This is a genomic window from Xanthomonas sp. BRIP62418 (assembly GCF_003993495.1).
GTDB classification, from domain to species: domain Bacteria; phylum Pseudomonadota; class Gammaproteobacteria; order Xanthomonadales; family Xanthomonadaceae; genus Xanthomonas; species Xanthomonas euroxanthea.
In genome coordinates, this window is the sequence record NZ_QEZG01000034.1 from 220,378 (window position 1) to 234,094 (window position 13,717).

The window sequence follows — 13,717 nt, forward strand, 5'->3', positions numbered from 1 at the left end:
GCGTTTCCTGATTCTCTAGTGCAAATCGCGCGCAGACTCAAAAGAATCCGCACCCCGCTCAGGGGGAGGTGACTCTGGGGCGGAGCAGGGTAGAGATTAGGGAGATTTATCAGGGGTAGGCGGCGGTATCTGCCCTGAAGCTAGAGTGGATGGCATTACGGAGCGGCATATCTAGCGAAACCACTTCGGGAAGTTGGTACCGAAGCTCGTCAAGAGGCAATGCGGTCACCAAGTCGCGTTCGGACAGCCTCTCGCAGCCGAACCTCGCAAAGATCATCCAGAATGGATCCAGAGAGAGGTTCGGTCGCCGCCAGTAGTTGACGCCCAGGATGGCCGGGCTCCAGCAAATCAAGGATCCGGTCAGCAGTCACGCGGTCACGCCCGGCCATTGCGTTGGCCCCGACGAGCAGCAGAGCGCGTCGCTTATTCGAGTTGGCGATCCGTTCAAAGATTTTCAGAGCATCGTTCGCCGTAGCATGAGCCCCAACGAGGTGCGCCGCCGATGCCGCAACGATAGCTGGCGAATGCAGTAGAAAATCAGGAGTTAGGTATCCGACGACACTCAAGCTTAAGGAATCAGCGTCGGCCAGGGCATCAATGGCATCAAGCCGAATCCAGCGCGCTTCCGGAATGTTGATGAGACTCCAGATTTGCTGTTGGATTTCAGAGCTGCCGCAATTCGCGGCGACGATAAGGGCGTACTTGCTAAGCGCTCTGTCTGTCGTAGTATTCGCAAGATCGATAAGCGAATCGCCAATTGCATCGGATAGGGGGGTGTAATCGGCAAGGGCAACAACGGCGGCTCTCGCGATATCAAAGCTCGGGGGATCGTCGTAATATGCTGCGGCGCTCGACCAAGTGTCATGTATTAAAGTGAGCAGTGTGTTTAGGTGATCCGGGTGCGGCCGTTTCGCGAGTAGATCGGCTAATGCGCCGCGTACTCGGCTACCGGGGTCGGATGCCATTTCGAGGATTTCCGGTGGCAAAGGATTGGTGGATGCCTGTGATAGATGAAGCAGCGCCGCACGGCGCGCGTCGGCGCGCTGATGTCGTAGCGCTGCTTGAACGAGAGTGATATTGCCAATTGCAATCGCAGCCTCGGTCGCACTCACGGCATGCTTCTGGCAGCTGGCAATTTTCAGCCATTGAGCGATCGCATCCGATGCGTCGCCTTTGCTTGCAAGGATGACGGGTACAACCAGATCAAGCGCCTCCGCATCGAGCTGTGGTACGCAGCCTGTCAGGAGTATGAGCGCTAGACCATTGACCGCGCGGGCCTTCCGCTTCTTGGTGGGAAAGGCATCGAATACTTCCTTGAGTTGATCTGGAAGTGCGCCAACGACGGGGCTTAGCTTGGCGTGACTGCTTTCCCCCAGCCGCCGACGAGATTTCTGCATGGAAGTGAGCAGCTTGATTTGCCGATCAAGTTGCGTGCAATTCATTTGGAACGCCGTAATCAGCGCATTCGGCGCGACTTCCAGCGCTGTAAGCACAAGCTCGTTACGCAAATCGACCGAAGAGGGAACAGATGCGACATGCGCAATGAGCCCAGGCTCCAGTTCTGCAACCCAGTGCTTCCGCACCGCAGCCCAAACAGTTAGCTCGTTATCCATATCCTTGCTTGCTGCGACAATAGCCAAAAGCTCATCTCTATCCACTAGGTGGGAAGACATCACGAGCGCTTTCGACCAAGCGGGAACCAAATCAGCGACGCGCCGATGGTTGGCAAGGACCAACCAGCGACCCTCTGCGCGAAGCTGCTGGACATAGGCGTCGATGAAGACGCCGGATGTGTAACCGTCGCCTTCATGGCTAGATTGGGTGGCCTCTTCGACGGCATGATTCCGTTCGCCATCCTCGATCGCACGCCACGCCTCCCGGCCGCTCTGAAGATACTCGCGGTGGATGCTCGCGAGGTCGTCCAGCGCGGCCTGCAAAACGATCTCAAATCCATCTAGGTCGCGCACGGCGCCGGCCGCGACGGCGTCGGCGTTGAGCTCGAAGCCGTTGCCGACCATCTGGCGCGCGGCGTCGTGATAGGCGGAGGTCAAGTTGGGTGCGAAGCGATCGAGCCGTTTTGCGAATCCCGCTCCGTAATTCCCTCGGTCGAAGCCAAGCTGCTCACGAATAAATCGCTCTGCGACTTTGGCCGCGAACGGGCTCGCTGCGACGGCGTCGTACCAGGCATCGTCAAAGATCGTCGGTTGCCAGTCACGAACGAAGAAAGAAGCTCCCCGCTGCGTGCCTTTCAACAGCCACCTCGCGACGCGGCTCGGTATGGACTCATCGCTGCCCACCTCCGACGCCAACTCCAGCAAGGGCGCGAACTTGGAAGCCGGATCCATAAGGCTTTCGTCCAGCCAAGCATCGATCGCTTCCTTGCTGCCGGAGTCAATGTCGAAGGTCTGATCAACGTCCTCTCGGCGAGCAAACGAGCGCGTCACTTCAAAAATTCGGGCGGCGGTTTCCAAGCCCCAATCGCGATGCGCTGACGGCAACTGAGCGAGCGCTGCGATCAGAGCCTTGATCGCAGCCTCGCTCTGTCCCCAGTTCTCCTTGGCGAAGGCTTCAAAACCTTGTCGGACGCTAGGATGAGCAAAGGCGATGGTGCGGGCCGGCTGACGCAAATGGCGGGCCGCGATCATGCGGTCTGTAAGTCGATCCAAGCCGTCGCCGAGTGCACGATCCAGCCCGCGTAGCGCGCGTTGAAGAGGGTGGAGTCGGCTGCGGTCGAACTGACCTCTTGCCGCCAGCAGCGCCCAAACAATAGCTGAAGTGCCGCATGTGTCGATCGACGATAGCGCTCTGAGGACAACGCCTTCCACCGCATCGCGCTGCGCCAACTCGAGCAACCGGCGAAAGAAGATGTGGTTTTCCTCGCCGACATCGTGGCCGGTTTGCATGTGCGCAAAGTACAACTCGATCTCAAGCGGCGTGCTAAGCCTCTTGAGCACCTCACTGCGAAACGCATACGCTTTGGTCTGCAGGGCGGCCGTTAGCTGGTCCATGCGGTTGTCATGAATTTCGCGGAGTTGACCGTCCCGGTACTGGCCCGCATCCAACTCGACCGACCATGCGTTGAGGCTGTCGCCGACTTTGGCGCTCTGCATCATGTCGCTGCGGGAGGTGACGATGAACTGATGATCCGGCGTAGCCTTGGCAAGGAGGCGTGGCAATTGCTCGGTCCAAGCCTCGCTGCCCCCGCGTAGGCTGAATTGGCCCCATGGATCATCAACGTAGAAGAGTGTCGGTCCGTTATTGACGACCTTGCGCACGCTCGTCGGCGCATCGTCCGCCCCAATGGTGACGACCTCCAGCACAGCATTACGCCGTCGCGCGATATCGCACAGCTTGAGCGCTGCCTGCGTCTTGCCTGTGCCCGAAGGTCCCCGAATGACGACTGCGTTCTTGTCGTTCATGACCTTGAGCATCTCGTCAAAGTTCGCCGGGGGCACGAAATGCTCGAGGCTGGCGGAGCTGGCCAGGAATCCGCCGTGCGCCCGCACCATTGCCAGAAGGTCATCGCTCGTCCACAGACCGGGCGTGCTGCCTCGGGTCCGCCGCCTGGCTTCGAGACGGAGTTTTTGGAGGAGATTTAGTTGCTCGACCTTGGGAACGTGCAACAGGTCCGACATTAGCGCTCGGATATCGGATGCGAGATGTTTCTCGGTAAGCTTCCCCCAGATCGCGACACGGCCTTCGGGCGACGTTTTCAATGTCGTGTGCAGGCTCGGCGGAAAGCTTGCCTTGTCCGAGACCTCTTCGAAGCCTTCGACCAGCAGTCCACGTGCGACGCCTTTTGCGTCGGCATTAGTGACGAGCAGATAACGAGTATTCGGTTCGTCGAGATGATGAAGGGCGTTTCGGCGCCCACCTTTTTTTTCAGAGCCGTGCTTGAGCAGGGCTTCGAAATCCTCGATCGACCACGGCTCGCCGTTGTCCATTTTGACTTGGACGACAAGCTTGTACCCGCCTGCGACGGTTGCACTTGGTTGCAGGCGTCCCGGCTTGTGGGGCTCAAGATCCGCTTCCAAATCTTCTTCGTTCGCGGGCTCGAGCACAAGGCGCGTAGCCGACTTAGAAATGAGGAGAAGTTGCAGGGCCGCGAGGATTGAGACGTCGAGCTGATAGTCGAAACCCGCTTGAGCAGCTGCGGCGCCTCGTAGGGGACGCTTCGCATCCGCGCTATCTGTCAAGGGCGGGCCCGACTGGCTGGAGCTCAGCCGCTGCGCGTCTTCATGACTATTTGTCGACATCGTCGAACACCGAGCGCTTCGTGGGGACCGGAGTGAGAGCCGAAGCTTCCTCCTTTTTTTGCGTCACGATGTGCGTCCAATCCGCTTCGTCTTCTGAGCCTTCCTCCCGTTCGCGCTTGCGCTCCTCCAGTCCCTTGATTGACCGCTTCACCTGATCACGCGCGTCGTCGATCAGCGCTGTGGCGTCCGCGTCAACGCCGATCGTCTCAATGCGATCGAGTACACCAAGAAGCTTTTTGAAATGGTTGTCAGGCTCCTCGTCCAAGTCAGCGTCGGCGACGATCTCGTCGATCCGCTCTTCGATCGAGGGCAGCACGGTTGTTCGCAGTGCCAATCCCATGCCGACCAGTCTCAGCGGCGGTATGAGCGCCAGCATCTCTGGTTCGTCGAAGATGGATGAATCCAGGTTTGTGAGCACGGCCGATTCCAATGTGTCGGCGGCCTCCGAGCGCAGATCTTCCGATAACACACCGAGGTGATGGGCTCGGGCGTACGCGGCGATCTGGGGATTGTTGCCGGCGAGGTCGGTTTGCCAGCAGGACCGTCTAAGTAAATTTGGAAGCTGCTGCACCAATTTTGTGAACACGGGTCCGCTCGCCCGATAGGACAAGAAGTGGAATAGCATCCAGTTCCGGTGCCGTTCATCGGGGGTGTGGCCAAGCCGGGCGACCAGTGCGTCGTCGAGCGTCGTCGGAATGACAAGCGCGTCTCTAATGAGAGGCGAGCCCTCACACGTGAAACTGTTGAGAATGGTGTCGATCGTCGCGCCCCGTATGAGCGCTGCCATCATATGCGGCTTCTGGCGCAGGATCTCCGTCAGCGCGTCGGATATCGTCGGATGGGCGAAGGTCCACTTTGATCCGGAGAGCTTCAAGAACGAGCCTTTCAATTCAGCGAAACAATCCTGGATCTTGGTGAGGCTGTACGACGTCAGCTCCGCGACCGCCTGGGCAGCCCACACATCGTGGTCGCTAGGATCGAAGCCGGCTTGATGGACGTAAACCAAGATGAGCGCGGCTTGAAGCTGATCATCCAGGGCATTGACCGTATCGATCAAATGCTCTGTCGGCTCTTCCATGAAGCGAACTAGGGAGCTTTCACGAGGCGCGAGCCCCTTGGTGAAGTTCGGGTCACCAAGACGTTCGGCAATCCCAGGAAGAAAGTCGCGAACGGCGGCGACCGCGGTTAGGTGTGGCTTGATGCTTGATCGCCAACTCTGGCTCTGCTCACCGAAGTTCACATGGTTATAGAGGATCTGGGCTTTTTCTTCGAATGTCAGTTCGCCGAGATCGACAACGGCGCTGCCATCAGCGAATTGGGCCAGGTTGCGCTGTCCCAGCCGCCGCCGTGCCGCTTCATAGATATGCTTGCGGGAGGTCAGGAGGAAGCGGTTGCCGTGCTTGATTGCGGCTCGAAGCTTCGAGAAGGCCGACGCCCAGTCCTGCGCATAGTCGTCGCGTAGCACATTCGAGCCGAACGCGTCGTCGATCCAGAAGAAGCGGCCCGGATCGTTCGGATTCCATCCAGCCTCGAAATCGCGGGGACTGGTCAGAGCGAGAACGGTGTTATCCGGGTTTTCCGAAGCGATCGTCGAGACGATCGCGCCGATCGCTGATTTGCCGCTTGAGGGATTGCCCAACAGGAGCACTACGCCGTGGTTGGAAATGGCGTTGACGGCGTCGCGATGGGCCTTTGTGGGCACATAGGTGCGGAGCTTTGGAATCCAACTGTCAAGCAGCGCCCGGCTTTGCTCGCTTAGCCGCTCGTCCACGATCGAGGTGAGATCCCCCAAGCCGTAAACCTGCGGGACGAGGGCACGCAGCCGCGCGCTAGCTCTGATGACTCGGACGATATACTGGCGACCAAGAATGTGAGGCTTACGCACGCCGAGCGCTCGGAGCCTGGCGCGAATCGCAGCCGCCACAGGTGCATCTATGCTCATGTTCGTCATGAAGGCATAGGTGTCCGCCTGACCGGCTTTGACGAGTTCATCGACATTTTCAAGCTCGGGGGTGATATCGCTGAGCTTCAAGGCCCTCATGGCATCGGACGTATGCTTGCACTGGACCGTGCCTATGGGCGGTGCGTTCGTTCCCGAGGCGATGAGGAAGACCGCGTCCTGGCCGCCGTCATGCGCTTCACGGAAGATCTCTACGGGTCGGCCGAGTACGACTTCGCACACCTGCGAACAAAGATCCTGAAACGCGCGCCAGCCAATGGTGTGGAGCGCCAGATCGCTCCAGGGGCCGTGCGCTCGACGTTTGCGCGTTGCCGGAAGCTCGATTTGCCCGCTATCGGCCGTCATGCGGTGGCGACACCACGCAAAACTCCGACCGGCATCGGATTGATTTCCTGGTCGATGACAACGCTTGTGGCGCCGAGCAGTCCAAGGTCGATGTCGAGACGCCGGCCTCCCTCCGTAGAAGTGCTCACCAAGCGCCGGCACAGCAGATCGGCCAGCGCGGGGTCTTCGACGGCGCAGATTATCTGGCGCCCATCCAAGCGCAGAGCAGCGAGCACTTCGACCAGGTGAAGGGCCCTGAAATCGTCGATGTGCTGAACGGGGTCGTCGAGCAGAAGGGACCTGAGCGGTGTCCATGCCCGCGCAAGATGGACCGAGAGAAGGAAAGCGAGACCGGCAGCGCGACGTTGACCACTGCTGAAGACGAATTGCGGATTCAGCCCATCGCCCACCTTGAGGCTTAGGAAGCGTCGGACGTCACCACGGATGCTGTAGTCGATTGTCCGCCAGTCGGCGTGCGGTCGCAGGCGCTGATAGAGCTCGTTGAGCAGAGGGCTGATCTCAGCAAGGCGCTCATCTATGATTTCCGCGCTGACACGTCTCACAGAGCGTTCGATCTCGCGGGCTGCTGTGACGGCATTTTGCGACTGGCCAACCGAATGCGCCAGCTTATCGATTTCAGCGCGCAGCGCCGAGATGTTGCTCTCGATCGACGACATTCGCGACAGAGCTTGCGAGGCCTCCAGCACGAGTAGCGCGCGCTCGAGGTCGATCAACCGGTCGCGTTCTGAAGAAATGGCCTGCTCCAGCCCGTCAGGATCCTTGATGAAGCGGTGATCGAGCCCCCACTGATCGCAGAAATCCACATGCGCCGCTTCCGAGTCGCGCAGGCGCCGCACCTCGTCCGCATCCGCTTGGATCGCGACCGTAGCTGTCTGCAACGTGAGGCTGGGTCGCAGCGCGTTCTGTTTTGCGGAGGCGAGAGCATCGCGAGCGGCCTGAACGCCCGACGCCATTGATGTGATCCGTCGCCGCGCCGCAGCCAGGCCGGCGGCGAACTCGTCCGATGTTCGATGGGCTGCGCAAAGCGGGCAATGATCGTCGTGCAGCCCGAGGCGCTCGCCGTGTTCGATGAGGAAGCTCAGCGACGCCGCCATCACGTCCATCTCTTCTTCCCGCGAGAGACGTTGTTCGGCTTCAGAAAGGACTTGCCGTGCAGCCTCGTGCTCGCGCTGCGCTGCTTCATGCGCTGCCAATGCGGCCTTGCGTCTCGCCGCGGACTCGGGAGCGTTGTAGAGGGCCTGCGCCGCCGCGACCTCTCGACCGAGTTGAAGCGCTTCGCCCATCCGGCCCAATTTGGCTCGTCCGTTTGCGAGCGCGGTTCGACCTGCAGCCAGACGTGCCGTCAGCTCGATGGGCGCCTCCGGCGCCGCGGCAGCGATCACCTGGAGCGCGCCGGACACGTCCCCTGATCTGCTGAGCGCGGCTTGTGTCTCGGACTGCTGCGTCAGTCTGTCGGCCAGTCGCGAGCGGGCAGCCTCATAGGTGGCCTCGTCTTTAGTGTGCGCGGCTTCGGCGGCAGTCACGACTTCCTTGGCTCTACTACCGGCTTCCGACCCTTCCAATGGACCGAGCGCCGAGCGCACAAGATCAAATCGCTCCGTTTCGGTGAGATCCAGGCTGAGCGCGGCGATCCATTCGTCGCGGATGATCGACGTCCGGGTGAGCTGCCGAAGTGCGTCGTCTGGCGCAGGTCCGCGGCAAAGCGCGGACTGGATTTCCTCCGGTGAACGATCGGAGCCGCGTTCTCGCGTTCGCGTGATGGTGAACGGGTAGCCGCTGTCGTCAATGAAGGAGGCTGTCACGTAGTGGGCTTTTGGAACACCTTCGCCGCGCCACCAAAGGTAATCGCTGAGGCTCTCCTTCGCGGCCTTTTCGACGACGTACTTGTCGATGGATCCAGTGATCGCGAACTCGACCGCATCGCACAGCGTGCTTTTGCCCACGCCGTTGCGACCGGTGATGACAGTGAAGCCCCGTCCGAAACTGATCCGGACGAGATCCCTGAAGCCACGAAAGCCGCATACTTCTACGAAATCGAGCCTCATGACGTCGCCCCCAAGATGCGAGCGATCTCTGCTGGCGTGGTTTCGCTTAGGAAAGCGGTCACGGCATCCGGAGGGATGTCCTTCAGCCTGGTCCGCAGCCTCGTTTCGAAGTTGGAGGCGCCGAGTAGCGGCTTGGAGCGTATCGACAGCAGCGGTAGCAGCGCCTTCTCAACGTCACCAGGTGTATTGATGGAGGCCCTCGCGATTTTCCGAGTCAAAGAGAAATCTTCTTCGATGCGCTCGATCTCGCGCATTCGGCGCGCATCCTGATCCGGTGTCAGAAAGACCGAATAGACGTTCCATGCTTTCGCTCCGGCTCCGCGCAACGAAGCGGCATGCCGAGCGAGTGTGATTTTCTGGTTCTCCTCCCACGTGCCGAGGAGAGCATCTGCACTATCGAAGACGTGGACGAATCCCATCAGCGCCGCGCTTTCGAAACAGGCCACCGGGCGGGTCGAGCCAGTCCACGTCCAGGTCTCATACTGTGCGTCACGAAGGAGGATTTCGGCTTGGGTGAAGATGTCCATCAGATGCCCAACGCAGCTATTGCCCCAGGAAGGTCATACCATTCGCCCGCTGGGTCTGGACGAATGACGTTACCGGTGCGTCCGCTGCGCACGACATTGTCCGGCACGCCCAAGTCGGTCGCACCTACCGCGACAACAATGTCGGACTGCACAGCGGCAGGCGGCTCGACGAACTTCCCACGTAGCGTCCCGAGGATGCATTGCGCCCCGTTGAGGACCCGGATGCTCCGCCCGTTCAGATCATAACCATCGGCGCGTTGAACGGCGCCGGCCTGACGGAGCAGCAAGTGGAAGAAGCCAAGGGTTTCTGGATTTACCGGACGCAAGAGCTTCGCCGGCTCTGCCGCCGAGACGCCTTCGGCATCCCGCCTCAGACCATAGAGGGCTTCGCTGTCGAAATTTCCAACGTCTAGCCAAGCCGGGTCACACTGGGCTCCGGTAGCTTGCTCGAAGGCGGCTCGTCCGGCGTCCAGGACCTGACGGAGGTAGCTCGATGAGAAAGCTCGACGAAGCTCGTCAAGCGCCGCAGCTCCTGACTCTTGCACATGTTCGAACGTCACGTTTTGTGCGTGCGCGATCTCCCAGAGTTTCGGGGCCTTCTGCTCGAGCGCGTTTGTCGGCGAGAGGTCGATGACGGTCACGGACAACGGCTGCACGTCGATCAGCGCTTCGCCAATCACGGCATTGAGGTATTGCCAGTCAGACCAAAAGCCGACGACGAGCAGGTCCTTCTGCCGAAGGTTGGCAGCCATCCAGACTTTACTTCGCGCAATGCGCCCCGAGATGGTCGGATTATTGAGCTGTGAAGGTGCCCAGACTGTGGCTTGCCGATCCCGTTGGGAGCAGCCATGGAATTTCAACAAGGGTGCCTGGCGGACGGAATGGGACGTGGCCTCGTCTCCGTCGAGCGAGCTGCGGAAGTCCGCGCCGTAGTCCCAAGCGCGTCGCTCGATCAGCGTGTCGTAGTTGCTCGATATGCCGGCAACGGCGGCGCGGGTGATGAGAAAATCCGCGATCGCCGCATGCCCTGTATTCGAAGGCTGCACAAAAGCAGGCCAGGGCACAAGGTGTTCGATGAAGACCGATTGCAGAGTGTTGAGGCCTGCAAAGTGCTCGGCGAGTGCCTCCAGATTGTCCCGAAGACCAAGGTCGCAATTCGGATCAGATTCGAGACGGTATTTGTCGAAGCATCGCTCAGCAACCGTGCGGGCCGACGGCAGGCTGCTTGGGGGCGCCATCGAGAGTCCCGCACCGCAGACCACAAGAAGGCGACCAGCATTCATCGAGGCTAATAGCCGCGAAATTGTCTCAGGCGTCACGCACCCACCCCCGGCGCTAATAGAAATTCCATTTCCTCAGGACATCTAGCAGAGATCCCAAACCAATTGGTACCGCTAATCATCAGCTGACCCAGCATCGACGTCTATCCTAGCCACGGCAACCGACATTTTTTATCATTCATCTTAGAAGTCGTGCAGCGGGATTATCTTCTGCTGAGCCCGCTTGAAAATATCCAATCACGCTAGCCACCGCACGATGTTCGGTCATCGCCATAACTGCCGGCAAGGGAATGCCTTTCCTGCCTGCTTCGGTGACGAACCCGGACCGCAAGCTATGCGCCCCAAAGTCCCCCTCTAACCCCGCCAAGCGGGCCCGCCGCTTTACGATAGCAGCCACAGAGCCGGGTGGCAGGGCAGGGCCGACGCGCTCTTTCCAAATCCGTCGAAAAATCGCCCCTTCGTAGCTCCCCGCGACTTCCAGCCAAGCCGCAAGTGCCTCGGCGCTGCGTCCTAGGATTGGCTTGTCCGGCGTCGAGTCCGCTTTCACCCCAGCCTACTGAGTCTTCGAATACTCCAATCGATAGATGTAGCCGACCTCGCCGACCTTGCGCAGGTCGCGCATATCCGCAGCCGCGATCTCGCTGCGCCGACGACCGCCACTCGCGAATCCGAAGCAGAGCAGGGCACGGTCACGCAGGCCCTTCGCCTATGAAAGCGACGTGACCATGGATTACTCGCGGCGCGGAAGCATGTTTGCGGCAAGTGGTTTTGCTTTCTTCGAACCGTGGTGGCCCGCGGCAGCGGCTGAAGGAACGTGGGTAGATGTCTTGATTGCCTTCGTGCCACCGGGGTTGCGTAATACCGGTTCGGGCTGGGTGTCACGCTACGGATCTAACAGACGAGCGGCCGGATTATTCGATGCATCACCAGCATGGAAATAGCCGATCGCCTGGGCCACCGAACGATGCTCGGTCAGCGCCATGAGGGCAGGCAAGGCAACACCTTGGCGGCCGCCTTCGGTGATGAAGCCCGAGCGCAGGCTATGGCCGCCAAAGTCCCCGTTCAACCCAGCCTGCAACGCCCGCCGCTGCACGATCGCGGCTACCGCCTTAGGCGAAAGGGCCGGGCCTACGCGCTCGCCCCACAAGCGGCGAAAGATGGGACCTTCAGTGATCTCAGCCGCGCTTAACCATGCCGCTAGCGCGGTCCCTGCGCGGCCCAGCACTGGCTTGTCGGGTGTGGCAGTGGCGCTAGGGCCGGCCTGCTGAGTCTTGCTGTGCTCCAACCGATAGACGAAGGCGTCCTCGCCGACGCGGCGCAGGTCCTGCCAGTTAGCCGCCGCAATCTCACTGCGCCGGCGCCCGCCACTGGCAAAGCCAAACAGCAGCAGTGCCTTATCTCGAAGCCCCTCCAATGAGTCGTCGCAAGTAGCCAACATTGCCTCGAGCTCTGGGCGGGTGATGGCGGTCTTCTTGTGCGGTCGCTCGCCGCGTTTGACGGCCGCCCGACGGCCGCGCTTGAGGAGTTGGCGCACGGCGGGCGCTTCACACGGGTTAGCGGCTTTGTGCGCTTGGTGGGCGGCCGAGAGCACGGCTACGCGGTGCACGACTGTGGTGAGTTTGAATGCACCGGGCTTCTGCTTGAGGCCGGCGGCGACTAGGTACGCATCCAGTGTCGGCGGCAGTTCCCAGGTCAGCCCGGTCTTTCCGCGCCGGGTCAGGTGGTCGACCACGAACTGGACCACCGCCGGCTCAGGTACCGGCAACGTGATCGGCTGGCCAAAGCGGCCCTGGAACCAGGCCGCCCAGTAGCGCAGGGCGGTGGCATAGCTGCGGGTGGTATTGGCTGCAGCAGCTTCGGCCAGCAGTTCGCGCACGGCATCGGCGGCCTGTGCGGCGAGACGATCCGGAGCGAGTGTGGCGAGGGCGGGAACGCCGGGTACGAGTGTGTTAGATTTAACATGTCGCATGTATTTTATAATACGGAATAGGGCATCTACCGCCGATAACTATCTGTTATCGGACGTGGGTTGGCAATGGGGTAGGGCGTTCGTGTCGGAGGGCATCCAGATGGCCAGAGGAATCCAAGAAAACGAAGTGTTTGAGGCGGCCGATGCGTTGCTCGGCGCCGGCGAACGGCCGACCGTCGAACGCGTGCGCCTGCACCTGGGCCGCGGTTCGCCGAATACGATCGGGCCGTTGCTGGACGCGTGGTGGACTCAGCTCTCCCAGCGGCTCGAGCACCGGCTGGCGCTGCCGGAGGTTCCGGAGGATGTGGGCGTGGCCTTGGCCAAAGTGTGGGAATTGGCGTTAGCGGCCGGGCGTGGACAAGCAGACGCTGCGCTGGCGCCGGAGCGCGCCTTTCTGGCCAATGCCCAGGCCGAGATCGAAACCCGCGTGACCGCCGAGCGCGAGCGCATGGCCGCCATTGAGGCACAACGCCAGCAGGCGGTAGTTGCTGCTCAGATCGCTGAGGCGGCGTTGGCCGTCTGCGAGCAGCGAGCTGGCGAGCTCGCCGTACAGGTGGTCGCGCTGCAGCGGCAACTGGAGGAACTGAGCGGGCGCCGAGATGCCCTGGAAGCGCAGTTGCACAGCGCCCAATCCCGTCTGGAGCAGGAACGAAGCACGGCTGCGGGCGAACGCGAGACCCTGCAGACGCACCTGCGCCAGGTCGAGGACCGGGCTTACACCGAGATTGATCGGCTGCGTCAGGAAACCAAGGCGCAAAAAGCCCAACTGGCTACGCAGGCCCGCGAACATGTCGCGGCACTGCGCGAGGCCGATCAAGCCCGACGTGCGGCCGAACGGGCCCAGCATAGCGCCGAGCGTGAGAGTGCCGCAGCCCAGGCACGGGCCCAAGCGCTCGCACAACCACGGCCAGCCAAGGCGCGGCCTGCCATCAAGAAAGAGGCTGCTCGTGCCACGCGCAGGGTAGCCAAGCGGTAGGCTGCGCCCTCGCCGCTGGCACGCGGGCGGGGCTAAGCGCTACGCTAAGAATTCCTTAGCTTTGGTGAGTATTCGCATGACCCTGCCTGACGAGCGTACTCGCAACCTGCTGCAGGCCGGAGCATTTCTCAAGGAACTCGCCGGCAGCCAAGCCGTACCCAAGTCCGTGCGCGAGGAAGCCTATCGGCTGTTGCGTCACTACCCGACACTCAGTGATGTGGAAGCCATCGCCCAACATGAGGAGCGGTTGCGGGACCTCACACAGTCGGCGTTTGTGCGGCCTTACTTGACCTCGCAGTTCGAGCAGGACTGGTTCCGCAGTTACCCCAAAGGTCCTCATCGGATTTGAGCGACGGCAC

At 61.0% G+C, this 13,717-nt stretch carries 8 protein-coding genes and 1 pseudogene; 2 read left to right on the forward strand and 7 right to left on the reverse strand.

Annotated features, from left to right (window positions below; genetic code table 11):
• Positions 1 to 209: 209 nt before the first annotated feature.
• The 7 genes and pseudogenes from EO174_RS09815 to EO174_RS09845 form a co-directional block, all read right to left on the reverse strand.
• Entirely contained in the window at positions 210 to 4,256 is a 4,047-nt protein-coding gene (locus EO174_RS09815; RefSeq protein WP_196768837.1) for a hypothetical protein, read from the reverse strand.
• Positions 4,243 to 6,561, reverse strand: coding sequence for a hypothetical protein (locus EO174_RS09820; protein WP_065031343.1), 2,319 nt, complete (start codon positions 6,559 to 6,561; stop codon positions 4,243 to 4,245). The genes EO174_RS09815 and EO174_RS09820 overlap by 14 nt, the downstream gene beginning before the upstream one ends.
• The gene (locus EO174_RS09825; RefSeq protein WP_065031342.1) at positions 6,558 to 8,606 is read right to left on the reverse strand and encodes an AAA family ATPase; all 2,049 of its coding nucleotides are present in this window, start codon (positions 8,604 to 8,606) and stop codon (positions 6,558 to 6,560) included. The genes EO174_RS09820 and EO174_RS09825 overlap by 4 nt, the downstream gene beginning before the upstream one ends.
• Positions 8,603 to 9,133, reverse strand: coding sequence for a hypothetical protein (locus EO174_RS09830; protein WP_065031341.1), 531 nt, complete (start codon positions 9,131 to 9,133; stop codon positions 8,603 to 8,605). Before EO174_RS09830 ends, EO174_RS09825 begins: the two co-directional genes overlap by 4 nt.
• Positions 9,133 to 10,371, reverse strand: a complete 1,239-nt coding sequence (locus EO174_RS09835) for an SIR2 family protein (protein WP_065031340.1) — start codon at positions 10,369 to 10,371, stop codon at positions 9,133 to 9,135. Before EO174_RS09835 ends, EO174_RS09830 begins: the two co-directional genes overlap by 1 nt.
• 220 nt (positions 10,372 to 10,591) lie before the next feature.
• Positions 10,592 to 11,116 (reverse strand): annotated as a pseudogene (locus EO174_RS09840) (site-specific integrase); the annotation flags it as partial.
• 180 nt (positions 11,117 to 11,296) lie between these two features.
• Positions 11,297 to 12,382 carry a site-specific integrase gene (locus EO174_RS09845; RefSeq protein WP_065031339.1) on the reverse strand — a complete coding sequence of 362 codons (1,086 nt, stop codon included), beginning with the start codon at positions 12,380 to 12,382 and terminating at the stop codon, positions 11,297 to 11,299.
• A gap of 100 nt (positions 12,383 to 12,482) precedes the next feature.
• Here EO174_RS09845 and EO174_RS09850 point away from each other — a divergent pair, with 100 nt between their 5' ends.
• On the forward strand, positions 12,483 to 13,358 hold the full coding sequence (locus tag EO174_RS09850; protein ID WP_164737143.1) for a DNA-binding protein: 876 nt from the start codon (positions 12,483 to 12,485) through the stop codon (positions 13,356 to 13,358).
• 76 nt (positions 13,359 to 13,434) lie between these two features.
• A complete protein-coding gene (locus EO174_RS09855) occupies positions 13,435 to 13,707 on the forward strand; it encodes a BPSL0761 family protein (protein WP_065031337.1) in 273 nt (90 codons plus the stop codon).
• The last annotated feature ends 10 nt before the right edge of the window (positions 13,708 to 13,717 follow it).

Excerpts from the sequence above, each read along its gene's own strand:
- EO174_RS09830 (WP_065031341.1), bottom strand. The coding sequence starts at position 9,133 with ATGGACATCTTCACCCAAGCCGAAATCCTCCTTCGTGACGCACAGTAT.
- EO174_RS09855 (WP_065031337.1), top strand. The coding sequence starts at position 13,435 with ATGACCCTGCCTGACGAGCGTACTCGCAACCTGCTGCAGGCCGGAGCA.
- EO174_RS09845 (WP_065031339.1), bottom strand. The coding sequence starts at position 12,382 with ATGCGACATGTTAAATCTAACACACTCGTACCCGGCGTTCCCGCCCTC.
- EO174_RS09835 (WP_065031340.1), bottom strand. The coding sequence starts at position 10,371 with ATGGCGCCCCCAAGCAGCCTGCCGTCGGCCCGCACGGTTGCTGAGCGA.
- EO174_RS09815 (WP_196768837.1), bottom strand. The coding sequence starts at position 4,256 with ATGTCGACAAATAGTCATGAAGACGCGCAGCGGCTGAGCTCCAGCCAG.
- EO174_RS09825 (WP_065031342.1), bottom strand. The coding sequence starts at position 8,606 with ATGAGGCTCGATTTCGTAGAAGTATGCGGCTTTCGTGGCTTCAGGGAT.
- EO174_RS09850 (WP_164737143.1), top strand. The coding sequence starts at position 12,483 with ATGGCCAGAGGAATCCAAGAAAACGAAGTGTTTGAGGCGGCCGATGCG.
- EO174_RS09820 (WP_065031343.1), bottom strand. The coding sequence starts at position 6,561 with ATGACGGCCGATAGCGGGCAAATCGAGCTTCCGGCAACGCGCAAACGT.